We start from the raw sequence: 24064 nt of genomic DNA, 5'->3' as shown, positions 1-24064 counted from the left end.
AAAATGTCATCCCGTGGCTTGTCCACGGGATCTCAGAATACAGTCTGTGAGACAAGATCCCGCGGTCAAGCCGTGGGATGACAGACAGGCATTTATAATGTTTTAACTGCTGCATAAAATATAGGTAACCATTTATCCGGATCATTACCGTGTTTCTCTCTAATTTGATCGAGCAATATTACAGTCTCAACTCTACCGGATAAAACACTGATTATGTTATCCATACCATCTAAGCTAACTTTTGCCACTACAGCATCTATTCCTTGTTTTATTAAAAAATAACGTGTAGCAGGGTCGGTAGTTTTAATTAAAATATATTCTCGCTGACTTAACATAAATGCACTACGATAAATATCCGTAGCTTTCAAATTAGGTAAAAAAATCTGCGTAGCTGTTTGTTGAATCAACGTATCACTAATTCTACTTTTTGCAGCATCTTCGACACTCTGCGTAGCAAATATAACAAAAGTATTTAATTTTCTCAACACTTTTAACCAATCTTTGATCTTAGGTGCAAATACCGGATTATCGATTAAAGCCCATGCTTCATCAAGTACTATCATAGTTTTCTGCCCATCTAAAGAGATATTAATACGATGGAAAATATATAGTAATACCGGTGCAAGGCTTACAGGATCTTTAAGTAATTCAGTCATATCAAAACCGAATACTCTTGCTTTTTGTAAATCAATATCATCTATTTCATTGTCAAATATCTTAGCGTGTGAACCTTTACCAACCCACATTGCAATCCTACTTGCCAAACTATTTGGTGTATCAATACCAAGAAATGCTATAACATTACTAAGCCTTCTATCTTGTTTTGCTAATCTAAAATTACCGCTTACCGCTTGAGATAAGATTTTATTATCTTGTGCAGTTAAACTTTCACCGTTAGAAGTTACAAGCACACGAAGCCACTCTAAAATAAACGTTCTATTCTCACTAGTATCTTCAAGCTGTAAAGGGTTAAAGTTGCATTTTAAACCCGGATCAATTACTGTATAAACTCCGTTTAAAGCACGTATAAATATTTCTGCTCCTCGATCTTTATCAAAAAAGAACATACGAGGTTTGAATTTTTGTGCTTCAGCACATAAGAAATTCATAAGAACTGTTTTACCGGCACCGGTTGGACCGATAATGAGAGTATGTCCAACATCCCTTACATGGAAATTAAAATAAAACGGTGTACCTGAAGTAGTATCAAGTACTGTGACATATTCTCCCCAATGGTTATCTCTAATTTTACCGAGCGGATAATTATGTTGTGAGGCAAAGCTAGCCATATTAAGAGTATTTATAGTGGATTTACGCACTATATAATCCATATTTCCCGGCAACTGTCCCCAATAGCTAGGTTCCATGTTAACTTTTTCTCTAACCGGCTGAATTCCTGAATTAGAAAGCTCAACTACTGCCATTGACAATATATCTTCCAAAGCTTTAATATTATTTGCGGAACATAAAAGCGATAAATGATGCTCACCGAAAGCGATATCACCGCTAGTGGCCATATCAAGGGCCGTATTAATTTCAGCAATTTGTGAAGTAGCTTTATCACCGGATTGTATCATTCTATTTTGCTGTAATTGCATTTTACCGATCGCTACTGTTCTATTAACAAAGACAAAGCTTTGCGTCATAACAAATTCAAAAGGCATTTGCAGGAATCCGTCAAAAATTCCTGCCGAAGTATTAGGACCGTATTCAAGTATACTGATCATTCCAGCATATTTCTTGCCAAGCGGACTTCTTGCTTCAATAGTACGAGAATCAAAAAATAAGCGATGAGTCGGTAAATATTCGTCAATAGTACCACGCGGTAATGCTATAGGACCCGGTGAATCGCCGCAATTGATTAAAGATGAAAGGAATTCTAAAATTTCACAATAACTACCTGACTGCGTTTGACGAAATCCAAGTAATCTTGCTCCGTAACTTCTGAATGTATTAATCACTCTAGTTGACATTTCTTGAAGATTTTCTTTCATCTCTTTCATGTCGTTTTCCCAAGCGGTTTTATTAGATTTCTGTCTAAGCTTCTTTAGAAAATACTCAACTATAGCAACACCGCCAGTATCAGGCTTATATAAAATACTAACATATAATTCATTAAAAAACGACCTAGCCCCAGCATGTTTCTTACGCCATTCTGCACCTAAATAAGTAATAAAATCATTAGGGACTTTTACGGTAGGATCATAAGTAAATTCCGTATCGTCAAATATTACTGCTTTACGTCTTCTAATAGTATGGAAATACATAACGATATTTCCCGAAGCCATATTTTTAAGTAAGGCATTTCTGATATTCTTTTTAATGTCTAGATCTTCATCATCAGCAGTTTCAAAAGAAAATCCATTTATTTTAATAACTTGTAATAAAGAATTATCTTTTGTTAAAATAGTATTACTATCCCAATGACATTTATAAGGAATGAAATGCGAAGTGGGTCTTTCTTGTTTAGACCTTAATTCTTTAGCGGCTCTAGTTCTAAATAATTTCATTACCTCACCTGATTTAACTATTTTGATTTATTTTGTCAGTTATACCTCTTTTTATGTCATTCCCGCGTAGGCAGGAATCCAGATTTTTTGTTGTCATCCCGTGGCTACGACCACGGGATCTTGTATCACAGACTGTGTCCTAAGATACCGCGATCAAGGCGCGGTATGACATTAAATGTTACTGGATTCCCGCCTACGCGGGAATGACATAAAACTCAAATATTATACGAATTTGCTCCGTAGTAAAATTTATTAGGACATTGGCTAGTTCTTGACATTTTATTTAAATATAGCTCTATGAATCTCGGTTCTTTAAAACATATAATATAAGCTACCAAATGCAAAGCAGCTGCAATGAATAAAATCATAATGCCGTTATTCCAAATAAATACTATCATCGTCATTATCATATTTAATGCAGCAAACTTAATACTTACTCCAAATATCATCGGCGGTCTAGTTAACCCTACAAATAAAAGATCGGATGCTAATGCTCCTGCCATAAAAAACCTCTATTAATTTATATTAATATCAAACATAGTTGACAATATTGAATTCGGTGCTTCACTATTCACAAAATGTACGTAACCATTATTATTTTCAAGGGCATTAACTGCTATCTTAATTAATGCTTCTTCGATGAAATTATTACTATCATCTAACATTGATTTCAACAAGTTAATATCTCGTATTTTTATATTATACGGAAACGTCTCGGATACCTGTAATATCTCATATGGCAATATTAAATGTTCTGCACTTAATGCAGAAGCAATTGTTGCTAACGTTAAGTTAACATTTAATAAATGCGTTTTCTCCTGATCGTCGCTCGCAAACGGTGCTATCACGGGTATAATATTATTATCTGCAAAATTTAATAAAATTTCTGGATTAATCATAATAGGCTCGCTTAAAAAACCAATATTTATAACATCATGATTTACAATTTTTCGGTAAGATAGTTTTGATTTTTTTGCTTGCAGTAAATTAGCATCCTTACCTGAAATACCAACTGCATAACAACCTATACTACTTAACTTTGTTACTATAAGCTTGTTAACGTAACTGGATAAAATTTCCATAATAATAGGATTATTTAGAGAACTATAGTCGCTTATTTTACTAATTTTTTGACTAAAATTTTCATCTATTTGTGATATTAAAGACGAACTTCGTAAATCAATATGATCATGTACTATATATATTTTAGCACCGCACATCTCAAGCAATCTAACAGATTCAATAAAAGCCGTAAATAATTTATCGTCAATAATAATAGTAGCAGGTAATTTTAGAACTATTGCTTGATTCTTCAACTCACTACTACACTTTATTATATTCTTAATTATAGCAATGTTATTTAATGAAGAAATACTATCTACCTCTTTATTTTTGAGGTTTGATGCATTTTGCCAAACTAGCTTTAAGTTCTCTTGCACCTTCTTTACTCCTATTGCTTACATACATAACATTACATGAGTAGTTTAAAGTTGCAAGAAAATTATGTGCTTCATCGTGAAGGTTTTTATGATCCGTAACTTTATCGGATTTTGTGAAAATAATTTGAAATTCTCTTTTATTTGCAAGTAATAGATCAGCTACTTTCTTATCATTTTCTTTTATACCCCTTCTTGAATCAATCAATAAGTTAACTAACCTTAAATTATAACTATTTCGTAAATAATAACTAATTAACACTCCCCACTGCTCTTTGACTGATATAGGAACATTAGCAAAACCATAACCGGGAAGGTCAACTATAATAAGTTTATCTGCAAGGTTAAAGAAATTGATTTGCCTAGTACGCCCTGCAGTATTAGAAACTTTAGCAAGATTTTTATTATTACATATCGTGTTTATTAGGCTTGATTTGCCGACATTTGACTTACCGACAAAAGCAATTTCCGGTAATGAAAAATTGGGGATTTGATTTATATTCATAGCACCGGCTACAAATTTAGCTTGATGACGAAAAAGCTTACTGCCATCAGTTGATTTTGTAGGCACTATTTTCTGAGTAGTCATAATTTGCTTTCGTATTGGATGTAAGGCATTGCCTGCGTGAATACCAAGTCGTCATTGCGCTAGCATGACATTAAAAGATATGGTAGCGGGGGCTGGATTTGAACCAACGACCTTCAGGTTATGAGCCTGACGAGCTACCGAGCTGCTCCACCCCGCAATAATTGAGAATTGACGATTTATCTGTGTTATATTTTGTTGTTAGTGTCATTCTTGCGTAAATACCGAGTAGTCGTAGACTGCACGGCAACCCAGAAAAAATAATAAAAAAATTCTATAAATCAAAATTGTTTACTGGATTGCTTCGTCAATTGCTATGCAATTTCCTCGCAATGACGATTTGTTATCCACAAACAAAGCCTAGCTAGCTTCTTTCTTACTACCGAAAGAAAGACCTGAGAATCTTTTATTGAAATCACTAACACTTTTGTTCGATTGATTTACTACATTTCCGGAATCTTTATTCCATGCCGGATGCTTTCTAAAATCAACATCCATTAAAATTTCACCTGTAGGATGAGTAGACATTGTTTCAAAAACATCGCTTCCTACTTTAATCAAAAACTTTTTATATTCTGGATGTATACCACTTTTCATAATGATTTTGCTGTTTTAGTCTGAATTATTTTTTTCTTAATAGCTCTAGCGTTACTTGATAAAACATTATCATCGGCTTTTAGAATATATGCATCAAAACCCCCGGCTTTTTCCACTGAACTAATACATCTAGCATTAACCGATAATCTATATTCCCCGGCTGTTATATCACTTGTAAACTTAACCGATCTTAGGTTAGGTTTAAAACGTCTTCTAGTTTTACGCTGAGAATGTGATACATTGTTGCCGTATAAAACACCCACACCTGTGAGTTCGCACTTACGAGACATAAGCTAAATACCTTAAAACTTATAAAATATACTTCAAGTAAATGAAGAGTCATATACGAAGATCAACTTCAAAAAGAGCTAAGAGTTCACACGCCGAGGAGCGGAGCGTATACTTAATACGTGAGCACCGCAGATCTTGTAGAACGACGTAGCCAATTTTGAAGTTCATCCAGTCAGTATATACAATAGATAAAGAATATAACGCAATACTCCCCTAGTGTCAAGAGATAATTATTTTGTAGCTAAGTATTAGCTAATGCTTGATTTTTATTAAATAACAGAGTTTTATATAAAAATATAAATTAATTAAACTATTATAAATCTATGCTTATTAATGGGAAGCCAGTTCAAGGTAATATCACCGGACTAATTACCGGACTAATTAAAAAATTAGGCGAGTTGCCTTCAAGTTTTCCTGAATATATTAGTAATCTTACTCCAAAACCATTAAGTACAAAGGAGCAAATTGATCATAATCAAGCAGCTTTTTGTATAATGAAGGATTAAAATTATATAGCAAAGATAATCATCTTGTTGCTCTTAAACAACTACAACAAGCTGAACAAATTGCTATAGGTCAAACTGACAGTAATTTTCTTTCCTACTTTCCTATATTAATACTATGATAGGACGTAGCTATCAACAGCTAGGACTGTTTGATAATGCTATTCAACAATTTCAAGATAGCATAGAGAATTCTTTTGAAGCAAAGCAATATTATAATGTCGAAAATTCATACAAAGCATTAGTCACTGCATATCAACCACAAGGAACATTAGCCAAGCTAAAGAATTAATGGCAAGATTAGCTTTAGGAGCTGCTTATAAAACTCAAAACCGTAAAGAAAATTCAATAGCGCAGTATGCATATGCTTACTCATTACAGCAAGGTATAGTTGATTATGAAGCTGTTCGTGTGGAACAGCATAAAGTTGGTTTTTCTGATAAAGAAAAGATAGGCACTAATCACATTCAACAATGCGTTGCTGTAATTTTACATGATCCATTAACTAAAAAAACTGCATTAGCCCATGTTGACAGGTTTACTGATGCTGGTGCTTTAACACATGATGTAATAAGCAACTTTCCTCCTAATACTCAATTAAAAGCTTATTTAGTAGGAGGGCGTGATAGATCTGCAGTATCAATTTCGGTATCAGATGGTAATATTCGTAAAGTAACACAAGAATTAACTAACCACTTTAACGTAAATATAAAATCTGCAGATATAGAAGACAAGGGAGCCCCATTAGGAATTATATTTGATCCAATAACAGGTAACTGTTCCGGATAGAGAGGATAAAACAACCGCTGCTAGAAAAGTACATTTAAGTATAGGAAGTAATACTCCTGTACTTTATAAAGCTTTTGATTTCACTAAACATAAAAATATACCTAATCGCTCTTTAAATGAAATCCAACAAAAACATATTATTCAGCAATATTTATTAGGATCTAATCAAAATCCTAATTCTATGGACACATGGCAATCTAATCAAATATCAAGACCACTTACTAAAGTAGCAGAGGAAATTTAAAAAACTAATCCAAAATTAGTAAAAAATGTAGTAACTAAAAATATTAGTAATCGAGTTCACGAATTGAATCTAAAGGATCAAGAACAAACAAAAATTGTGAATAATTTAATAGCTAAAACTGATTATTTATTATCTAACAATTTAAATCCGTTGGAAAGTGTACGTTCAGAAATTAATAAAACATTAGCACTTACTCATTCTACCTACCAACAAGATAGTAATATTAAAAAATCCTGGATACAAAAAATAAAAGATTTGTTCATAAATATTTTTAGTAGTAATAAAACAAAAAATGAACCAAAATTAAACTTAACAAGTGATAAGATATTAAAAAAATATAAGTACTAAGACAAAAATAGCTGCACCTAGCTATACTCTTCCCAATAAAAATATTGCTTTACACAAAAATAATCAACAAAGTAAATAAACTATGCAAATTGAAATTAACTCACAAGAATATAAAATTTTTGATATAAATGATGATTTAGTAATTTATACTAAAGATTTAAATGAAGAGATTGCCTGTAGTTTCTTTTCCGTAAAATTAAATAAAATAGCATTAGCTAGAAATATTAATTCACAACAGTTAGAGCAATTAATTACTGACTTTAATCAGAATGAATTGATAGAACAAGCTTTAATAAAAGTACGAATAATTGGAGGTAATGATTCGCCTGAATCATCTAAATACTTGGAAGATATTCGTACTACTTTAAATGGTATTGATAATAATACTAATATGATTAATATAATAGGTTTAGATGCATGTAAAAATATACATCCCAATTCTTTTGAATTAGATGGCTATCACGGGGGAGTTAGAGCTTTAGATTAATTGTAGAATATTAAATTGATACTATTAGAAGAGAAAATAGCTGAGATGTGGGGCGTCACTAATAGCAATATTTATCTTTATGGTCCATTTAGTAAAGAAATAAAGATAGGTACGATGTATTTATACGTGAAATAGGCACAAGACAAGCCTAACATAGTACCGATAACGATTATACGGAATTTTGCAGGACTAAAAATTAAAATAACTATTCCAAGAATAATTACTATTTTTATTATATCATCTGTCGTATAAGAGCTAGAATTTATAGCATAAACATTTAGATTTATACCTAGAAATATTATTATACATAATAAGTTCTTAAACATTTTATACCTCTATAGGCCCAGTAGTTAATCCATTTATAAATTGTTTTAAATAAGGATTATCACTATTACGCATTTCATCTTTACTACCGTACCATTTAATTTTTCCTTGATAAATCATAGCTACTTCTTTAGCTATTTTTGCGGCACTAATCATATCATGAGTTATAGTAATCGTAGTTGCCTCTAACTCTTCTTGGATTTTTATAATTAATTCGTTGATAACATTTGCCATGATAGGATCAAGCCCTGTGGTCGGTTCATCAAGAAATAAAATCGACGGTGTACTACAAATAGCCCTAGCAAGGGCTACTCTTTTTTGCATTCCTCCCGATAATTCGGCAGGGTAAAGCTCGAGTATTCTAGGAGATAAACCAACGGCATTAAGCTTTGCACCGGCAAGGTCGTTTTTTTCTTTCTTAGATAATTTTTTAGTCTCGAAAGTAATATTATCACGTATATTTAAGGAGTCAAATAATGCTCCGCCTTGGAATAAAAAACCTATACCATCCATAATCTCAAATTTTTGTTTACTTGAGATATCTTGGATTTCTACATTATCAATAAAAATTTTACCTTTATCAGGTTTAATCAATCCTACTATATTTTTAATTAGAACTGATTTGCCACTACCGGAACCACCTAAAATCACTAATGAACTGCCCTTTTTTACATCCAAATCTATTCCGTCTAACACCTTATGATTAGCGAATGATTTATATAATGACCGAATTTTAATTTTAAATTCTTCTACACTCATGCATACTCCAAATAAACAAAAAAACTGTATACTCGTTTAATTTGGAAAAGAGCTAGGCGTTTTATATTTTTTGATCCTCACGTACGTTTATACGCTGCGGTCAAAAAATATAAAACGCCTAGCTCTTTTCCAAATTAAACGAGTATACCTATACTTTAAAAAATAATTCGGTTATTAAATAATTACTGATTAAGATAAGGATAGAAGCATTCACTACCGCCGAGGTAGTTGCTCTTCCAACTCCCTTAGCCCCTTTACCTGAATAATAGCCGCTATAGCAACTTATTATAGAAATAATAAACCCAAAAACTCCCGCTTTAACAAGACCGGAAATTACGTCAATCGGTTCTAAATACTGAAAAGTACTGGTTAAATAAGCTGCACTATTAAAATCAAGTTTATATACCCCTACCAAATAACCGCCCATAACACCAATTATATCCCCGATTAAAACAAGACAAGGCATTGTAATAATAGCTGTTATTACTCTTGGAAAAACTAAATATTTAATAGGATCGGTAGATAAAGTATATAAAGCATCTACCTGCTCCGTTACTCTCATTGTGGCTATTTCGGCGGCGATTGATGCCCCAACTCTTCCCGCTACCATTAGTCCAGCTAAGACAGGTCCAAGCTCTCTAGTCAGCGACAATACTACTACCGTTGCAATAGAGCTTTCAGCTGAGAAACGGGAAAAACCGATATAGCTCTGTAATGCAAGTACCGCCCCTGAGAAAAAAGTCGTCATCGCAACAACCGGAAGCGAGTGAAACCCGATAAATAATAATTGTCTGATGATTAAACTCAAATATAAAGGCGGTCTTATGATACTGCTAACGGCAGCAAAGCTAAATAGAGAAAAACTACCTACACTTTGTGCAAACTTTACAGTACGTTTACCGACCGAATTAGCTATATTGAATAACATTTGTATTTTTTCTATTTAATTTAAGTACTCTATGTCATTTCTGCGCAAGCAGGAATCCAGTAACCTCTAATGTCATCCCGCGACTTGATCGCGGGATCCAATCTTTTTTAATTTTTTTCTGGATACCGTGGTCAAGCCATGGTATGACACAGATATCTACCCGATATACTTTCTTTTATATCTGCTACCAAGGTTAGTTAATACCTCATACCCGATAGTACCTATAATACTCGCTATTTTATCGGGCGTGCAATAATTTCCAATAATTTCCGCTTCCTGCCCTAGAAAAATCTCGGATGGTGGTAGATCGGTAACATCGATATTTATTAAATCCATCGATACTCGCCCTACTATAGGAACGCTGCGACTGTTAATAAATACTTCGCCTTGATTGCTAAAATTACGACTAAACCCATCGGCATAACCAAGCGGTAACGTTGCAATGACACTATCACGCTTAGTTGTAAAAGTCATATTATAACCGATATGGCTATCTAGTGTCAAATTCTGTAAGTGAATTATAGGAGCTTTTAAGGTTACGGGATTCTTTGTTAAGGGATTAAGACCATATAAGGCTGCCCCTGGTCTTGCTAAATCAAAATGGTAATCCTGTCCTAAAAATATGCCGCCGGAATTAGCAAGGCTTGCTTTGACGTTTGGGAAATATTGTAAATAAGCTTTAAATCTGTTTAATTGTTCTAGATTATAAGGATTATCTATTTCTTCGGATATAGCTAGATGGCTTATAATATATTGTAAATCTAGCCCTTTTAACAAATCACGATCATTAATGAGCTGCTCTATCTCATCAGAGCTTAAGCCAAGACGATTAATCCCCGTATTGAAATGTAAATAACAAGGCAATAATCGGTTTTTCAAATTACTAAATTTTTGCCAAATTTCTATTTGTTTTAAGTTATTTAGGACAGGTGTTAAATTATATTCTATCAGCTCTAAAGCATCATGTTCAAAAACGCCGTTAAGAACTAAAATATTAACATCTAATCCTAAAGCGTTGCGTAAATTCACTCCTTCTTCACTTGAGGCCACAAAAAAATGCCTACAATTTTCTTCTATTAAAGCTTTAGAAATTTGTACTGCTCCAAGACCGTAACCGTTAGCTTTAACGGCAGCACCGACTAATGAGGTTTTGCAAACATCTTGTAATAAAAGGTAATTATTTTTTATTGTAGATAGATTTATTTCTACAGTACACAAGCTCATAGTATATTTATTAACTCTTTTACGATGATAGACAAGTATTATATGAAATTTTGTAGATAAGTCACTTGTTCCTAGTATCCGTGATAAAAATATTGTCTAATAGACCTCTTGCATAACTTGCTTCTAAAGGTAATTTGTACGTCAATCCAGTACTCGCATCCTCACGTACTAAAGTGTACGCTGCGGTGCTGCGTTCCGTGTTTCCTACAAATTCCTCTTTATTAGCTTCGTTCTCCAAGAGGTCTATTATCAAATTTTTAGAACCGGCCGGCAGAAAGCACTGCATGAGTTATAAAAGCACTAACCGATAAAGCCGAATGTTCTTTTAAAAATCTCGCTGCTTTTACGATTGTTTCTCCACTATCTATAATATCATCAATTAATATGCAATTTTTGCCCTCTACACTACTTGTTATTGATATCAATCTCGCAATTATTATTTATATCCCTTTCTTTGTTTATATAAGCTGAATCTATATTTAGTAAATTACTAATTTTTTGAACTCGATTGATACTTCCTTTATCAGGTGTAACTATAACGAAATTGCTATAAGTGCTTAAAAACGGGATATATAAATTTATAGGTTCAAGATTAGAAACAGGAATATTAAAAAATTTCTCTATTTTATCGGAGTGTAAATCAATAGTAATTACATGGTTTACTCCGAGCTTCTCTAAAAAATCTGCTATTAACTTAGCAGGAATTATATTTTGAGAATTTATATTATCTTGCCTTGCATAACCAAAATAAGGCATTACTAAAATTATTCGATTTGTGCTCCCGCTTTTTTTGTTGCATCTACTAGCAAAAACAACTCAATTAAGCGATCATTAACGGGTTTTGATGTGGATTGTACTATGATTATATCTTCATGATGAAACGATTTTTGAATTTCTACTTTTATTTCGGAATCATTGAAATAGGTAATTTTCGGCTCAATATATTTAATATTTAATGCTATAGCTAAACGCGTTGCAAGTAACTTATTACTACTGCCTGCTAAGATTTTCATGTGAGTGATTTATGTTGTTTAACGCTATTAGCGAGCGGGCTTTGTTGCGTGGATATCTAATCGTCATTGCGAGCAGTCGTAGACTGCGTGGCAATCTCATGAAATGATAACAAACGCCTGAGATTGCTTCGTCAAATTACTTTGTAATTTTCCTTGCAATGACGACGAGGTGTCTACGCAACAATACCTCCTCACAATGACAATTTAAGATGACAGTGAAATAAGCTTAAGAACGACTTTCTAATTTTTGTATTAGTGCCTTAAAGCCTTGATTTTTTAAAGTATCGGTAAACTCGTCTTGTTGAGCTCCAATAAGACTTACACCTTCCGTAATTATATCAGAAACTTTAAAAACGTCTTTTCCGTTTCCTTTCATTTCACGTACAAGATATTCTACTTTAATAGGGTCTTGCTCTTTATTACTAATGATATTCATAGCAACCATAAAATCGGTTGAGCTTAAAGGACGAACTCCTACTATTTTAGGCTGTTTGCCTTTATAATCTTTTATTAAATCAGTATAAGATTTAGTAACATATTTAGAGTAAACTTTGATGAATTCTTGAACCTGCCCACCTGATAAAGTTTTTATCCCATTTCTGCCTAATGTATATTTAGCCATCCAATCAAAATCTAGGTTCTGAGACATTAACTCACGTGCTTTAGCAATTTTTACTCGCTCAGATAACTTACTATCGTTTAATATACTAGAAGCTTCATTTACTAAATTAGTAACGTAACTGTTCAAACCGGCAGGCACTTTTTCATTAGAATAAGCGTAAAACGTCATAACTAATAAAAATAAACCTGTAATAATTTTTTGCATATAATCCTCTTTAATTTCATTAATTCTTGGGTTTAGGACATTTAAAATTTTCAGGATATTGAACCGATGCTTCACGAACACGATGTAATGCTGATCTAATAGCCACATAAGGATCGGTAGAATTCTTCATCACATAATCACTAAACGGTAATACAACATATCGATCGTTTATTTTACTAACTGCTAGTACTCCTAAGTCAAAATCATTATGAGTGTAGTACATTAATGGATTAAGAGCATAATTAGTAATTACCGAATCCGTCATATCTCTTGCGTTAGTACTACCGATTATCGGCAATACTAAATAAGGACCTGGGGCAACTCCATAATGTGCGAGGGTACTACCGAAAGTTTGACGATCAGACGGCAAACCTACTTTACCTGCCACGTCAAATAAACCGCCTATGCCAAGCGTCGTGTTAATGAGAAACCGCCAAACGCTTTTCATAGTTTTATCGTAATTTAACTGAAGCCCGTAATTTACCGCCGTAAGCGGTGTATCGACATTACTGACGAAACTATTAACGCGTGCTTTTACGTAATCATTCGTGATGTTCTTATAACCTATCGCTAAAGGACGCAATATTATATGATCTAACACAGAATTAAATACAAACACTTTACGGTTAAATTTTTCATATGGATCATAAACTTCCACGCAACCGTTTTCATTGCTTCCACCATTATAGTTATATATTTCATTATCAACATATTCAAGATCAGCTCTTATCGATAATGAACATAAAATAATGGATAATATAATTAATATTCTCATTGATTTATGCTGTTTTCTTACAAACAATAATACTATATTTATTGTTTTCCGCTAGTATTATTTCTTCCAAAGTTAATATAGTAAAATTATTTTTTTGTAAAAAATTATTTATTTCATTCAAGTTAAAAATAAATTCTTTGCGTTTTACTGAAAATTGTGTCTTCGTCGCATTCGGTAAACAAAGGGCAAAATACCCTTGTTTATTAAGAGATGAGTATATTAAATTAAAATATTCTATTAAATTGTTAGTAAACGATAATCCGCAAAAACTAAAAATAATATCAAATTTATTAGAGTTTTGTTTTAAAAATTCATTGATAGCAATATTATATATTTGATCGTAAATTTTAGTGTTCGGGTAATATGTTTCTTGTAACTTATTCATTAAAGCAGAAACTTCTACACCGGTTAAAGTAAAACGTTCCGGAAAACGTTTTTGTATTTCATAACCTACAAGCCCTATATTACTTCCAAGTGCCAAAATAGAGTAATTATCCGGTAAATCAGATATCTGCTTAAGTGCTTCATTAACAAACCTATACGGAAGATGGATATTTTTATCGTTATTAAAAATAGTAGGATAATATTGTGCAGTTAAATCACGATATTTTCCACAAATTTCTTGAGGTATTTCAGTAATATCCTTATAATTTTTCAAAAAATTTATAAATATAGGTTTATATTTTTTATTAGATTTTTCTAAATATTCTATAGCTTGCCTGTAATTATTTTTTAAAAAATAAACCCATCCGAGTTGATAGAATCATTAGGATTAAAAAATTTATCGACTAGTTTAAACCTAAGTAATGCATCATTTAAATTACCTCTATATAAATGATCGAGTCCAAGTTGATAATTAGTTTCGGTTAAATGAGAGAATTTATATTTACAATCACTTATATAATTTTTAAATTCTAAAATTTCTTAATAAAATTCGGTACATTTATTATAGTTAAGCAATAATGTTTGATTTTGTCTTTTATTTTACCGAGCATAGTTTAATTACTAAATTAATATTATTTACTATAATAAAGCATATCTTGATAAATTTTTAAATAAAATAATAATTTTACTTGTGAATTAATGGTATTGAAGCTAGGATGTACATGTTATTATATGTACATCAGTAGGTAGCTCATGAACTCAATTAGCGGCACTTCATTTAGAAAAAACTTAAGCTCTGTACTAAATACCGTAGAAAACGATCATGTCCCTTATCTTATTAAAAGAAAGAATCATAAGAATATTATTCTTTTAACCGAAGAAGAATATGAATCTACAAAAGAAACATTATATTTATTATCTAATCTGGCTAATGCGAATCGAATAAAAAAATCTATCGAACAAACAAAAAGAGGAGAGTTTGCTAAAGTTAATTTAGATGATTGAGATTGAGTGGACACTAGAAGCAGCGGAGGATTTAGCGTATTGGAAAAAATACGATATTAAAAAATATGAACGTATTAAACTTCTAATAAAAAATATCCAAGAAGTACCGGTTACAGGTATAGGTAAGCCCGAACCTTTAAAACATATATTATCAGGTTTATGGTCACGTAGAATGAACATAGACTAATATATTCTGTCAATACTAAACAAATTATAATATATAATTGTAGATTTCATTATAAGAATTAATATTTATTTCTTGAAATTACCGATTTTACTATAGCTTTCATTTAATACGGACTCAAATTATGTCAATTATTTCTACGAGGCTAAGTTCTATAAAACCGTCGCCGACCCTTGCAGTCGTTAAAAAAACTCTTGAACTTAAAAAAGCGGGAGTTGATATTATCACACTCGGTGCCGGTGAGCCTGATTTTGATACGCCTGACAATATTAAGGAAGCGGCGATTAAAGCGATTAAAGACGGCTTTACTAAATATACTAACGTTGAGGGTATGCCTCTTTTAAAGCAAGCAATAAAAGACAAATTCAAACGTGAAAATAATATAGATTACGAACTTGATGAAATAATAGTAAGCACCGGCGGTAAACAAGTTATATATAATTTGTTTATGGCATCTTTAGACCAAGGGGATGAGGTAATTATTCCAGCACCCTATTGGGTTTCATATCCTGATATGGTTGCACTTAGCACAGGAACACCTGTTTTTGTAAATTGCGGCATTGAAAATAACTTTAAATTAAGTGCAGAAGCTTTAGAACGTTCAATTACGGATAAAACTAAGTGGCTTATTATTAACTCACCTAGTAATCCAACAGGTGCAAGCTATAATTTTGAAGAACTAGAAAATATTGCTAAAGTTTTAAGAAAATATTCACATGTAAACGTAATGTCCGATGATATTTACGAGCATATTACTTTTGATGATTTTAAATTTTATACATTAGCCCAAATAGCACCTGATTTAAAAAAGAGAATATTTACCGTAAACGGAGTATCTAAAGCTTATTCTATGACGGGTTGGCGTATAGGCTACGGTGCAGGCTCTAAAGCTTTGATTAAAGCAATGACTATTATTCAGTCGCAAAGTACTTCAAACCCTTGTTCAATAAGTCAAATGGCTGCTATTGAAGCATTAAACGGTCCTCAAGATTATATAAAGCCTAATGCTTTAAATTGTCAAAAAAAGCGTGATCTTGCTTTATCAATTTTGAAAAGAGTAAAATATTTTGAATGCTATAAGCCGGAAGGGGCGTTTTACTTATTTGTTAAATGCGATAAAATATTTGGGCATAAAACTAAATCAGGAACAATTATTGCAAATAGTAATGATTTTGCCGAATATTTACTTGAAGAAGCAAAAGTTGCCGTAGTACCTGGTATCGCTTTCGGCTTAGAGGGATATTTTAGAATCTCTTATGCTACTTCTATGGAAGAGCTAGAAAAAGCTTGTATTAGAATTGAGAGAACAATCGATGTCATTCCTGCTTAAGGCTTTGCATGGATACCAAATCGTCATTGCGAGCAGCCCTAGGCTGCGTGACAATCTCGTCAAATATCCTGAGATTGCTTCGTCACTTACTTCGTAATTTCCTCGCAATGACGGAAAAGTTAAAAAGCCACCTAAACCAACAAAAAAATAATGAGGAAAGTTTTTAAAAAATTTTTAAAAAATAATAAATACGTACTTAGTATAATTACTATTTTACTATATTGGTATTTGCGTTTTGTTTACTTTACTTCAAAGCAGAAATTTATATTTTACGATAACGGCAATAAGGAAAAATTCCTAAACGAACAAGGGGTAATCTTTGCATTTTGGCATAATATGCTTGCCTTAAGTCCGTCTATGTTTATAGGACATAGAAATATCTATGCTTTAATATCACCGCATTTAGACGGAAAAATTTTAAACGATCTAGTAGGAAAATTCGGTTGCAGAGTGATAGTAGGTTCTACTAATAAAAATCCAATTGGAGCTTTACGTAATATTATAGGTAAGTTATCTCAAGGTGCAAATATAATAGTCACGCCGGACGGTCCTAAAGGACCGGTATATAAAGTAAATAGCGGTATTACCGAAATTGCCTATAGATATAACACAAAACTTATTACTATAGTCAGCTCCACTTCTAGATGTTTCAGATTAAAAAGTTGGGATAAATTAATAATACCCCTACCGTTTGGTACCATTAAAATCATAGTTGGCTCGCCTTTAGAACTCACAAATGATAAAATACAAAACCATATAAGCCTTGAAAAACAATTAGCAAGCTTAACAGAAAGTTTAAAGAAATGATGTTATTATATTATGCTTTAAGCTTTATATTATTACCTGTTTATTTTATCATAATTCTTATACGTTTATTAATAGGTAAAGAAGATATAAGACGCATCCAAGAGCGTTTTGCTATTGGCAAACACAGACAAGACTATTCATTAGACTTCGTGCAAACGTCCGCTAATAAAGAGGAATTTAAAGGAGACACTTCACTGCGAACCACAGCGTATACACTAATACGTGAGGATGAAGGGTTAGGATCGACGTATAAATTATCTTTAGAAGCAAGTTATGCACGAAGGCTGATATGGATTAATGCAGCAAGCATTGGCGAGTCTATGGTAGCTTTGACATTAATACATAATATAAGTAAACGCTACCCTGACGTTCGTTTTCTAGTAACTTCTTGGACTAACAGCTCCGCTAAAATATTAACTGCCAAATTACCTAAAATAGCAGTTCACCAATTTTTACCGATAGATAATATTATTTTTACTCGAAAATTTTTAAGAAATTGGCAACCTGATTTAGGCATTTTTATAGAATCGGAATTATGGCCGTGTACTATTAATGAGGGAGCAAAGCAGTGTAAATTACTACTAGTTAATGCTCGTATTTCCGATAAATCGTTTAAAGCTTGGCTACAAAGAAAAAGCTTTTTTCAGCTTATTCTCAAAAATTGCAGTAAAATTATCGTGCAAAGCGAACGTGACTTACAAAAATTCAATGAACTTGGCGTATCAGATGCAGTGAATTTAGGCAATATTAAATTTGCCAACGAAAAACTTCCGGTTAATCAAGAAGAGTTATCAAAATTAAACTTACATTTAGACAATAAGCGAGTCGTGCTATTTGCCAGCACTCACCCCGAAGATGAAGAGGTGATTTTGCCTATAATCAAAAACCTAAAAGAGCAGTTTTTAGACTGCTATATTATCTTAATTCCAAGACATCCTGAGCGAGTTAAATCAATTATCGATAATTGTAAGTCACATAATTTATCCGCTACCGCTAAGTCGCAAAATGATTTACCTGTTTTAAGCGATGATCTTTATATAGTTGATAGGTTCGGCGAAATGGGACTATTTTTTTCTGTAGCTACAATTTCTTTTATCGGCGGTTCTTTTAAACAAGGCGGGCATAATATTTTAGAAGCAGCATATTTCTCTAATTGTATTATATTCGGTCCCGATATGAGCAAAAACACCGATATCGCTAAAGGCGTACTGCAAAATGAAGCAGCTATCCAAATCAAAAACAGTGAAGATTTACTAACTAAACTAACATATCTACTCAGGTCTAATAATGCTCTAGAACTTACAGCTTACCGCGAAAATGCTTTAAAATTTATTAAGGACAACCAAAAAGTCCTAGATGAATATTTAAAAGTAATTACGAAGTTTCTTTGATAGAATTTAACTAAAAACTCTTATTCTCCTAAAAGCTCTATAGTAAATTCAGGATCTACGTGACTGATTTCTATACTTCCGTTATTTTCTAGTATTTTCTTATTCAAATACCTATAATACCCACTACTTATAGGCAAAGAACATAATTCACCTTTATAAACGGTTAAGGCCGGATACCATTGGTTATGAAAAATTATAGGTGGGTTTGGCAACGATAACTTATTTAATTTTCCGTCTCTACCGTAATGTATCTTTAAAAAAGCAGGATCTGCTTTAGGCATGTTTGCCCCATCAGAATATTTTAAAATTAGCGACATATCAAAAGTTTCTCCTGTATCTTCTGTAGTATCAGGGACAATCTCATGCTTCTAAATTCTTTAATCTTAACTATACGCTTGTTATTTAATCTTAATGTTAAGGAAGCTTCAATTGTCTCTTCCAACATAATACCGCACTTATAACCGTTTTCGGTTTTAAATTCTTTTTGAACAACTTTACACTTAGTAGGTTCAGAAAATATAAATTTTTCCTTACCGGTGCTGTTAAAAATCACTTCCTGGACCGACGACTTCTATTGTACCGATTGTCACTTTATAAGCGTTTGAAAGGGTTTTAGCTCCAATCTTTGCACTATCTATCAGTTTTTTTCCGTATATTTTAGCCTTTTCTCTTTTAGAGGTAGGAGTATTAGGGGGAGTTTGCTCTAAAGGATCTACACGATTAGTTGTCATCGACTGAGTGGGAGTACTCGTATTACCTCGAGACGAAGGATGCTTTGTTATATAAGTTATTTTACTTTCGGCATCAGTACCGAGTACTGCTATTTGTCCACTTCCTATCTTATAGGCGTTTTCTATAATTTTACTTCCTGTGACGGTAACTTTTACTGCCCCTTCTACTGCTTTATAACATGCATAACCGGCACATACTATAATAACTTCAAGCAATTCGGCATCATTATCACTATAATTAGCTTGTCTCCTACGATGCTCTTCGGCAGCATAAATTTGTGCAGCATATTCCTCTTTTGTCCTTGACATAAAATGCTCTTCACTTAAACTAATAATAACAATTAATGTAAGATTTTCTATGATTAAGTCAATATAAATCTTTTATTATAAAGTAAAAAACCGAAAATTATTTATTAATAGATAGTTGATTGTAGTTAGAAAGATATTATAAATACGAGTTTAGAATAAGCACTTATCCTAAATTCGCCTTTGTTTGCTTTGAAAAGGTGTGAGTGAGTATTTACGAGTTTTTTACTGTCACCTAGTTCAATTGACCACGGGAAGGTATTATTGCGTGGATAGAAAAACGTATTCGGTGTCATACCGTGGTTTGACCACGGTATTCATAAAAATAACTAGTATTAGGTGTTTTTATATTTTTACTGGATCCCGCGATCAAGTCGCGGGATGACAGGATAGAATTGTGTCTGCACAACAACGCATGCTCGCAATGACGATTTGGTATCCACGCGGGAATGACATTGAAGCTATGAAACAAGCCCATTAACCTTGCGTAATGGCAGCTACTTCATCGGCAAAGTTTTTTTCTTCGTGTTCTATACCTTCACCAAGTTCGTATCTAATAAATTTGGCAATTTTAATTTCTGCACCGAGTTCTTTTTCAGCATTTTTAATTACTTCCGCAACGGTAAGTTTAGGTTCAAATAAGAAATTTTGCTGAAGTAATACAACTTCCGAGAAGAATTTACGTATTCTACCTTCTACCATTTTTGCTATAATATTATCAGGCTTTCCTTCTTCTTTAGATTTTTCAAAAAATACTTTTCTCTCACGCTCTATGAGTGCTTGATCCAAGCTTGAATCATCTATACTTTGCGGGTTATTTCCTGCTACATGAACAGCAATTTGTTTAGCTAAAGCTTCTAGTTTTGCTTTATCTTTTGCGTTAGACGCAAGACCTACTAATACGGAAATTTTTCCTAAATTCGGTACAACTTCATTATGCACGTACGAACCGATTGCTCCTTCAGATATCTCTAATATATCCATACGACGTAATGTTAAATTTTCACCGATTGTAGCGATATTTTCTATAATTTCTTCTTCAACTGATTTACCGCTTTGCATTTTAAATGTTTTTAGCGTGTCTATAGTTTTTGCAATTACTGCAAAATTTGCAATATCCTTAACTAGATCCTGAAATTGCTCATTTCTAGCAACAAAATCCGTTTCGGAATTTACTTCAATTACCACTCCGGTAAGCCCATCAACTTTTGCAGCCGTTAAACCTTCAGAAGCAATGCGTCCGGCTTTCTTTGCAGCAGCAGCTAAACCTTTCTTACGAAGAAAATCACTAGCTTTTTCAAAATTACCGCTGGTTTCTATTAATGCTTTTTTGCAATCCATCATACCTGCACCGGTTTTTTCTCTTAATTCTTTAACTGCTGCAGCACTTATATTTATTTCACTCATACCTTACTTTCTCCTTAATTATTATATTTGGCTTGGGTTGTAGCTCGAAGAACGACCCCGGTGTCACCCCGTGGCTTGCTCCTGGGGTCTATAAAAACAATTTAAAATACTAATATTAATATTATTAGTATTTTAAGCTGGATCCCGCGATCAAGTCGCGGGATGACAATGGGAAATCCGATCCATGCAACAACACTTATGCATTATCAGAATTTTTATTTTCATCGGCATCATTTAATGCTTTCTCAAATTCTGTATTTGTCTCTTCATCAATATTTTTCGTTTTAGAGAATTTTTTAGCTTGTTTTAATTTAGAAACATTTTTAGAAGTTAACCCCTTATCTGTATGCTCTTGCATAGCACCCATATCAACTCCTGAAGCTTTCATTGATTCTTCAAGTCCTTGTAATGCCGCATCTGCAAATAAACTACAATAAAGTCTTATTGATCTTATAGAATCATCATTACCCGGAATCGGATAATCTACATTATCAGGATTAGAATTAGTATCAACTACTGCAACTATAGGAACATTAAGCTTTACCGCTTCATTAATTGCGATATGCTCTTTATTAGTGTCAATAACTACTAGAAGATCAGGTTTAGAATTAAGATTTCTAATACCGGCAAGAGATAGAAGTAATTTATCTTTCTTACGGCTCATATAGAGTATCTCTTTCTTAGTATAACCCATAAGTGCTTCTTCGTTTTCTAAGGTTTTGTCTAACTTATTTAGCTTTTCTATTGAACCCGCAATAGTTTTCCAGTTAGTTAGCATACCACCAAGCCATCTATGATTTACGTAATACTGCCCGCATTTTTCGGCATATTCAGCTATAATATCGCTTGCCTGTATTTTAGTACTTACAAATAATATTTTACCGTCTTTTTTTACGGTTTCATATATTGCATTCAAAGCAACGCTCATTAAAGCGACACTTTGTCTTAAATCGATTATATGAACATCATCACGTTCACCATATATATAAGATGCCATTTTAGGATTCCAGCGTGAGGTCTTGTGACCAAAATGCACGCCCGCATCTAATAATGCTTTAATGTTAACAGATGGTATTTTTGACATTTTTAAATTCTCCTAATTGTTAGTTTATACCTCCGTAAGATGTCCATTCTAATGAACTAACATATATCTTACGTGTGAATTTTTTGCTTAAGTTTTGGATAATCGTCATTGCGAGCAGCCGTAGACTGCGTGACAATCTCATCAAATATCCTGTGAGATTGCTTCGTCAATTATTACATAATTTCCTCGCAATGACTACTTACAAGCCCATAAATTATATACGCATATTGCGTAATTTACAAGCTTTTATTCTTTTCGCCAAATAGTAGTACCATCAGGTTGATCTTCTAGAATTATTTTTTCCTCTAATAACTGGTTACGAATTTGATCGGCTAATAACCAATTTTTTTGTTTTTTTGCTTCCAAACGCTTATTTACAAGCTCATTTATATAGAGTTCATCCACACCGCTATTAAACCACTCGTGTGGAGTCTTATTCATTAAACCAATAAAATTAGCACAAGTAATAATAGCAGAGGCGTTAAGCTGCCTTTCTTCTTCAGTTTTAGAAATAAAAACACCTTTAGCGTAGTCATTAATGATTTTAACGGCAAGCGGCGTATTCATATCATCAAGTAAGCTTTGCATGAAATCATGAGGTAAATCTATTTTCTGCACATTAATATTTTCTATAGCTCTATACCAATAATCTAAAGTTTTCTTAGCATCTTCTATAGCTTTATCATTATAATCAAGAGGACGCCTATAGTGACTACTTAATAAAAATAACCTTACTACTTCTCCTTGAATTTGTTTATCCATTAAATCCCTTACAGTAATAAAATTACCAAGAGATTTACTCATTTTCTCACCGTTAACCGTTAGAAACCCATTATGTACCCAATATTTAGCATAGGTAGAACTTGGAAAAGCACATCTACTTTGAGCAATCTCATTGGTATGATGCGGAAAGATTAAATCTGCTCCGCCGCCGTGAATATCAAAATTCTCACCTAAATATTTGTAGCTCATGGCTGAACATTCAATATGCCATCCAGGGCGACCAAGTCCCCAGGGGCTTTCAAAATTCATATTTGCCGATTCATTTTGCTTTGCCGGTTTCCATAATACAAAATCTTGTGGATTTTTTTTGGTTTTACTATTTTCTACATGCACTCCCTCAAACATTTCTTCTAAATTTCGGTTAGATAATTCCGTATAATTTGGCGCTGATAAAACATCAAAATAAACATGATTATCAGCAATATATGCGTGATCTTTTGCTATTAAGCGTTCTATTATTGCGATCATTACATCAATATGCTTTGTAGCTTTCGGCTCAATACTAGGTAGCATACAACCTAAATATGCCATATTTTTATGAAACTCTTTCGTAACTTTATCAGTCAACTCATCAATAGTAACACCAAGTAGTGCAGCTCTATCGATAATTTTATCGTCAACATCCGTAATGTTACGTACATATTTTACTGCCTTCTCACCGAATATTTTTATAACTATACGATAAAGTAAATCATATACTACTCCCGACCTACTATTGCCTATATGAGGATTATAATAAACAGTCGGTCCACATACATACATTTTTACGTTAGCTTGATCTTGAGGATTAAAAACCTCTTTAGTACGACTAAGAGTGTTATATAAGTGAAATTGAATTTGCATATTTTATATTTACCAAAAACTGAAGTACATTTCTGTCAAAAGTAGTATTACATACTCCTTTTGAAAAAAGTTTAAAATTCGGAGTATACATTAGCTTGAGATATATTAAACACATTTTGGCTAAAAAATTCATTGGTTAACAAAAATTAGTAATTAATAGTTCACATAA

At 32.8% G+C, this 24064-nt stretch carries 30 protein-coding genes, 1 tRNA gene and 2 pseudogenes; 10 read left to right on the top strand and 23 right to left on the bottom strand.

Annotated features, from left to right (window positions below; translation table 11 throughout):
* Positions 1–92: 92 nt before the first annotated feature.
* The 7 genes from RPR_RS02900 to rpmB all read right to left on the bottom strand — a co-directional run bounded on the left by RPR_RS02900 (position 93) and on the right by rpmB (position 5419).
* On the bottom strand, positions 93–2510 hold the full coding sequence (locus RPR_RS02900) for a VirB4 family type IV secretion/conjugal transfer ATPase (protein ID WP_012736626.1): 2418 nt from the start codon (positions 2508–2510) through the stop codon (positions 93–95).
* A gap of 215 nt (positions 2511–2725) precedes the next feature.
* Positions 2726–3013 carry a type IV secretion system protein VirB3 gene (locus RPR_RS02895; RefSeq protein WP_010976817.1) on the bottom strand — a complete coding sequence of 96 codons (288 nt, stop codon included), beginning with the start codon at positions 3011–3013 and terminating at the stop codon, positions 2726–2728.
* Positions 3014–3025: 12 nt separating this feature from the next.
* Entirely contained in the window at positions 3026–3949 is a 924-nt protein-coding gene (locus RPR_RS02890) for an acetylglutamate kinase (RefSeq protein WP_010976816.1), read from the bottom strand.
* Positions 3897–4535 (bottom strand): ribosome biogenesis GTP-binding protein YihA/YsxC, encoded by a 639-nt coding sequence (yihA, locus tag RPR_RS02885; protein ID WP_012736625.1) that lies wholly within the window; start codon positions 4533–4535, stop codon positions 3897–3899. Before yihA ends, RPR_RS02890 begins: the two co-directional genes overlap by 53 nt.
* A gap of 80 nt (positions 4536–4615) precedes the next feature.
* Positions 4616–4692, bottom strand: a tRNA-Met gene (locus RPR_RS02880).
* 200 nt (positions 4693–4892) lie between these two features.
* Entirely contained in the window at positions 4893–5129 is a 237-nt protein-coding gene (rpmE, locus tag RPR_RS02875; protein WP_004996719.1) for a 50S ribosomal protein L31, read from the bottom strand.
* Positions 5126–5419, bottom strand: coding sequence for a 50S ribosomal protein L28 (rpmB, locus tag RPR_RS02870; RefSeq protein WP_012736624.1), 294 nt, complete (start codon positions 5417–5419; stop codon positions 5126–5128). Before rpmB ends, rpmE begins: the two co-directional genes overlap by 4 nt.
* A gap of 324 nt (positions 5420–5743) precedes the next feature.
* Between rpmB and RPR_RS02860 the strand changes: the two genes are divergently transcribed.
* The 5 genes from RPR_RS02860 to RPR_RS02845 all read left to right on the top strand — a co-directional run bounded on the left by RPR_RS02860 (position 5744) and on the right by RPR_RS02845 (position 7791).
* Complete coding sequence (locus RPR_RS02860) at positions 5744–5926, top strand: hypothetical protein (RefSeq protein WP_085065643.1); 183 nt, start codon at positions 5744–5746, stop codon at positions 5924–5926.
* 115 nt (positions 5927–6041) lie between these two features.
* Positions 6042–6215, top strand: coding sequence for a hypothetical protein (locus RPR_RS08525; protein ID WP_187145803.1), 174 nt, complete (start codon positions 6042–6044; stop codon positions 6213–6215).
* Positions 6215–6712 (top strand): hypothetical protein, encoded by a 498-nt coding sequence (locus tag RPR_RS02855; RefSeq protein WP_012736623.1) that lies wholly within the window; start codon positions 6215–6217, stop codon positions 6710–6712. Before RPR_RS08525 ends, RPR_RS02855 begins: the two co-directional genes overlap by 1 nt.
* A gap of 307 nt (positions 6713–7019) precedes the next feature.
* Complete coding sequence (locus RPR_RS02850; RefSeq protein ID WP_012736622.1) at positions 7020–7304, top strand: hypothetical protein; 285 nt, start codon at positions 7020–7022, stop codon at positions 7302–7304.
* A 274-nt stretch (positions 7305–7578) separates the two neighbouring features.
* Positions 7579–7791 (top strand): hypothetical protein, encoded by a 213-nt coding sequence (locus tag RPR_RS02845; RefSeq protein WP_085065800.1) that lies wholly within the window; start codon positions 7579–7581, stop codon positions 7789–7791.
* Between the two features lie 77 nt (positions 7792–7868).
* Here the strand turns inward: RPR_RS02845 and RPR_RS02840 are convergent, their stop codons facing one another.
* The 11 genes and pseudogenes from RPR_RS02840 to RPR_RS02790 all read right to left on the bottom strand — a co-directional run bounded on the left by RPR_RS02840 (position 7869) and on the right by RPR_RS02790 (position 14635).
* A complete protein-coding gene (locus RPR_RS02840; protein WP_004996738.1) occupies positions 7869–8117 on the bottom strand; it encodes a DUF5510 family protein in 249 nt (82 codons plus the stop codon).
* Position 8118: 1 nt separating this feature from the next.
* The gene (locus tag RPR_RS02835; protein ID WP_012736620.1) at positions 8119–8874 is read right to left on the bottom strand and encodes an ABC transporter ATP-binding protein; all 756 of its coding nucleotides are present in this window, start codon (positions 8872–8874) and stop codon (positions 8119–8121) included.
* Positions 8875–9022: 148 nt separating this feature from the next.
* On the bottom strand, positions 9023–9802 hold the full coding sequence (locus RPR_RS02830; protein ID WP_012736619.1) for an MlaE family ABC transporter permease: 780 nt from the start codon (positions 9800–9802) through the stop codon (positions 9023–9025).
* A 156-nt stretch (positions 9803–9958) separates the two neighbouring features.
* Positions 9959–11026 (bottom strand): alanine racemase, encoded by a 1068-nt coding sequence (locus RPR_RS02825; RefSeq protein ID WP_012736618.1) that lies wholly within the window; start codon positions 11024–11026, stop codon positions 9959–9961.
* A 61-nt stretch (positions 11027–11087) separates the two neighbouring features.
* Positions 11088–11312: a palindromic element RPE1 domain-containing protein gene (locus tag RPR_RS02820; protein ID WP_085065642.1), complete on the bottom strand. Its 225-nt coding sequence runs from the start codon at positions 11310–11312 to the stop codon at positions 11088–11090.
* Positions 11284–11451 (bottom strand): phosphoribosyltransferase family protein, encoded by a 168-nt coding sequence (locus RPR_RS02815; protein ID WP_014419695.1) that lies wholly within the window; start codon positions 11449–11451, stop codon positions 11284–11286. Before RPR_RS02815 ends, RPR_RS02820 begins: the two co-directional genes overlap by 29 nt.
* The gene (gene prs / locus RPR_RS09470; RefSeq protein ID WP_085065641.1) at positions 11432–11782 is read right to left on the bottom strand and encodes a ribose-phosphate diphosphokinase; all 351 of its coding nucleotides are present in this window, start codon (positions 11780–11782) and stop codon (positions 11432–11434) included. Before prs ends, RPR_RS02815 begins: the two co-directional genes overlap by 20 nt.
* Before the next feature lie 8 nt (positions 11783–11790).
* The gene (locus tag RPR_RS09465; protein ID WP_085065640.1) at positions 11791–12039 is read right to left on the bottom strand and encodes a ribose-phosphate pyrophosphokinase-like domain-containing protein; all 249 of its coding nucleotides are present in this window, start codon (positions 12037–12039) and stop codon (positions 11791–11793) included.
* Positions 12040–12265: 226 nt separating this feature from the next.
* The gene (locus RPR_RS02800) at positions 12266–12865 is read right to left on the bottom strand and encodes a phospholipid-binding protein MlaC (protein ID WP_004996745.1); all 600 of its coding nucleotides are present in this window, start codon (positions 12863–12865) and stop codon (positions 12266–12268) included.
* 19 nt (positions 12866–12884) lie between these two features.
* The gene (locus RPR_RS02795; RefSeq protein ID WP_085065799.1) at positions 12885–13640 is read right to left on the bottom strand and encodes a VacJ family lipoprotein; all 756 of its coding nucleotides are present in this window, start codon (positions 13638–13640) and stop codon (positions 12885–12887) included.
* A 4-nt stretch (positions 13641–13644) separates the two neighbouring features.
* A pseudogene (locus tag RPR_RS02790) lies at positions 13645–14635 on the bottom strand (SAM-dependent methyltransferase).
* A gap of 142 nt (positions 14636–14777) precedes the next feature.
* Between RPR_RS02790 and RPR_RS02785 the strand changes: the two are divergent.
* The 5 genes and pseudogenes from RPR_RS02785 (at position 14778) to waaA (ending at position 18741) form a co-directional block, all read left to right on the top strand.
* Positions 14778–15029 carry a type II toxin-antitoxin system Phd/YefM family antitoxin gene (locus RPR_RS02785; RefSeq protein WP_012736615.1) on the top strand — a complete coding sequence of 84 codons (252 nt, stop codon included), beginning with the start codon at positions 14778–14780 and terminating at the stop codon, positions 15027–15029.
* Positions 15022–15278: pseudogene (locus RPR_RS02780) on the top strand (Txe/YoeB family addiction module toxin). The gene RPR_RS02785 and the pseudogene RPR_RS02780 overlap by 8 nt, the downstream one beginning before the upstream one ends.
* A 59-nt stretch (positions 15279–15337) precedes the next feature.
* A complete protein-coding gene (locus tag RPR_RS02775; protein WP_012736613.1) occupies positions 15338–16543 on the top strand; it encodes a pyridoxal phosphate-dependent aminotransferase in 1206 nt (401 codons plus the stop codon).
* 150 nt (positions 16544–16693) lie between these two features.
* On the top strand, positions 16694–17350 hold the full coding sequence (locus RPR_RS02770; RefSeq protein WP_012736612.1) for a lysophospholipid acyltransferase family protein: 657 nt from the start codon (positions 16694–16696) through the stop codon (positions 17348–17350).
* Positions 17347–18741 (top strand): lipid IV(A) 3-deoxy-D-manno-octulosonic acid transferase, encoded by a 1395-nt coding sequence (gene waaA / locus RPR_RS02765; RefSeq protein WP_012736611.1) that lies wholly within the window; start codon positions 17347–17349, stop codon positions 18739–18741. Before RPR_RS02770 ends, waaA begins: the two co-directional genes overlap by 4 nt.
* 20 nt (positions 18742–18761) lie before the next feature.
* On the opposite strand, the gene RPR_RS02760 is transcribed toward waaA, so the two are convergent.
* The 5 genes from RPR_RS02760 to cysS all read right to left on the bottom strand — a co-directional run bounded on the left by RPR_RS02760 (position 18762) and on the right by cysS (position 23895).
* Entirely contained in the window at positions 18762–19058 is a 297-nt protein-coding gene (locus RPR_RS02760; RefSeq protein WP_187145802.1) for a Sca4 family protein, read from the bottom strand.
* A gap of 225 nt (positions 19059–19283) precedes the next feature.
* Complete coding sequence (locus RPR_RS02755; RefSeq protein WP_085065639.1) at positions 19284–19781, bottom strand: hypothetical protein; 498 nt, start codon at positions 19779–19781, stop codon at positions 19284–19286.
* Positions 19782–20255: 474 nt separating this feature from the next.
* Complete coding sequence (tsf, locus tag RPR_RS02750) at positions 20256–21185, bottom strand: translation elongation factor Ts (RefSeq protein ID WP_012736610.1); 930 nt, start codon at positions 21183–21185, stop codon at positions 20256–20258.
* Between the two features lie 196 nt (positions 21186–21381).
* The gene (gene rpsB / locus RPR_RS02745; protein ID WP_012736609.1) at positions 21382–22269 is read right to left on the bottom strand and encodes a 30S ribosomal protein S2; all 888 of its coding nucleotides are present in this window, start codon (positions 22267–22269) and stop codon (positions 21382–21384) included.
* Positions 22270–22515: 246 nt separating this feature from the next.
* Positions 22516–23895, bottom strand: a complete 1380-nt coding sequence (cysS, locus tag RPR_RS02740) for a cysteine--tRNA ligase (protein ID WP_012736608.1) — start codon at positions 23893–23895, stop codon at positions 22516–22518.
* Positions 23896–24064 lie beyond the last annotated feature (169 nt).

Origin of the sequence: Rickettsia peacockii str. Rustic, assembly GCF_000021525.1 — a bacterium.
GTDB classification, from domain to species: domain Bacteria; phylum Pseudomonadota; class Alphaproteobacteria; order Rickettsiales; family Rickettsiaceae; genus Rickettsia; species Rickettsia rickettsii.
The sequence above is the reverse complement of the archived record's forward strand: the minus strand, read 5'-3'. Positions and strand labels throughout refer to the sequence as shown.

Coding starts and splice junctions, on each gene's coding strand:
- RPR_RS02900 (WP_012736626.1), bottom strand. CDS start 2,510: ATGAAATTATTTAGAACTAGAGCCGCTAAAGAATTAAGGTCTAAACAA.
- RPR_RS02895 (WP_010976817.1), bottom strand. CDS start 3,013: ATGGCAGGAGCATTAGCATCCGATCTTTTATTTGTAGGGTTAACTAGA.
- yihA (WP_012736625.1), bottom strand. CDS start 4,535: ATGACTACTCAGAAAATAGTGCCTACAAAATCAACTGATGGCAGTAAG.
- rpmE (WP_004996719.1), bottom strand. CDS start 5,129: ATGAAAAGTGGTATACATCCAGAATATAAAAAGTTTTTGATTAAAGTA.
- rpmB (WP_012736624.1), bottom strand. CDS start 5,419: ATGTCTCGTAAGTGCGAACTCACAGGTGTGGGTGTTTTATACGGCAAC.
- RPR_RS02860 (WP_085065643.1), top strand. CDS start 5,744: ATGCTTATTAATGGGAAGCCAGTTCAAGGTAATATCACCGGACTAATT.
- RPR_RS08525 (WP_187145803.1), top strand. CDS start 6,042: ATGATAGGACGTAGCTATCAACAGCTAGGACTGTTTGATAATGCTATT.
- RPR_RS02855 (WP_012736623.1), top strand. CDS start 6,215: ATGGCAAGATTAGCTTTAGGAGCTGCTTATAAAACTCAAAACCGTAAA.
- RPR_RS02840 (WP_004996738.1), bottom strand. CDS start 8,117: ATGTTTAAGAACTTATTATGTATAATAATATTTCTAGGTATAAATCTA.
- RPR_RS02835 (WP_012736620.1), bottom strand. CDS start 8,874: ATGAGTGTAGAAGAATTTAAAATTAAAATTCGGTCATTATATAAATCA.
- RPR_RS02830 (WP_012736619.1), bottom strand. CDS start 9,802: ATGTTATTCAATATAGCTAATTCGGTCGGTAAACGTACTGTAAAGTTT.
- RPR_RS02825 (WP_012736618.1), bottom strand. CDS start 11,026: ATGAGCTTGTGTACTGTAGAAATAAATCTATCTACAATAAAAAATAAT.
- RPR_RS02820 (WP_085065642.1), bottom strand. CDS start 11,312: ATGCAGTGCTTTCTGCCGGCCGGTTCTAAAAATTTGATAATAGACCTC.
- prs (WP_085065641.1), bottom strand. CDS start 11,782: ATGCCTTATTTTGGTTATGCAAGGCAAGATAATATAAATTCTCAAAAT.
- RPR_RS09465 (WP_085065640.1), bottom strand. CDS start 12,039: ATGAAAATCTTAGCAGGCAGTAGTAATAAGTTACTTGCAACGCGTTTA.
- RPR_RS02800 (WP_004996745.1), bottom strand. CDS start 12,865: ATGCAAAAAATTATTACAGGTTTATTTTTATTAGTTATGACGTTTTAC.
- RPR_RS02795 (WP_085065799.1), bottom strand. CDS start 13,640: ATGAGAATATTAATTATATTATCCATTATTTTATGTTCATTATCGATA.
- RPR_RS02785 (WP_012736615.1), top strand. CDS start 14,778: ATGAACTCAATTAGCGGCACTTCATTTAGAAAAAACTTAAGCTCTGTA.
- RPR_RS02775 (WP_012736613.1), top strand. CDS start 15,338: ATGTCAATTATTTCTACGAGGCTAAGTTCTATAAAACCGTCGCCGACC.
- RPR_RS02770 (WP_012736612.1), top strand. CDS start 16,694: ATGAGGAAAGTTTTTAAAAAATTTTTAAAAAATAATAAATACGTACTT.
- waaA (WP_012736611.1), top strand. CDS start 17,347: ATGATGTTATTATATTATGCTTTAAGCTTTATATTATTACCTGTTTAT.
- RPR_RS02760 (WP_187145802.1), bottom strand. CDS start 19,058: ATGTCGCTAATTTTAAAATATTCTGATGGGGCAAACATGCCTAAAGCA.
- RPR_RS02755 (WP_085065639.1), bottom strand. CDS start 19,781: ATGTCAAGGACAAAAGAGGAATATGCTGCACAAATTTATGCTGCCGAA.
- tsf (WP_012736610.1), bottom strand. CDS start 21,185: ATGAGTGAAATAAATATAAGTGCTGCAGCAGTTAAAGAATTAAGAGAA.
- rpsB (WP_012736609.1), bottom strand. CDS start 22,269: ATGTCAAAAATACCATCTGTTAACATTAAAGCATTATTAGATGCGGGC.
- cysS (WP_012736608.1), bottom strand. CDS start 23,895: ATGCAAATTCAATTTCACTTATATAACACTCTTAGTCGTACTAAAGAG.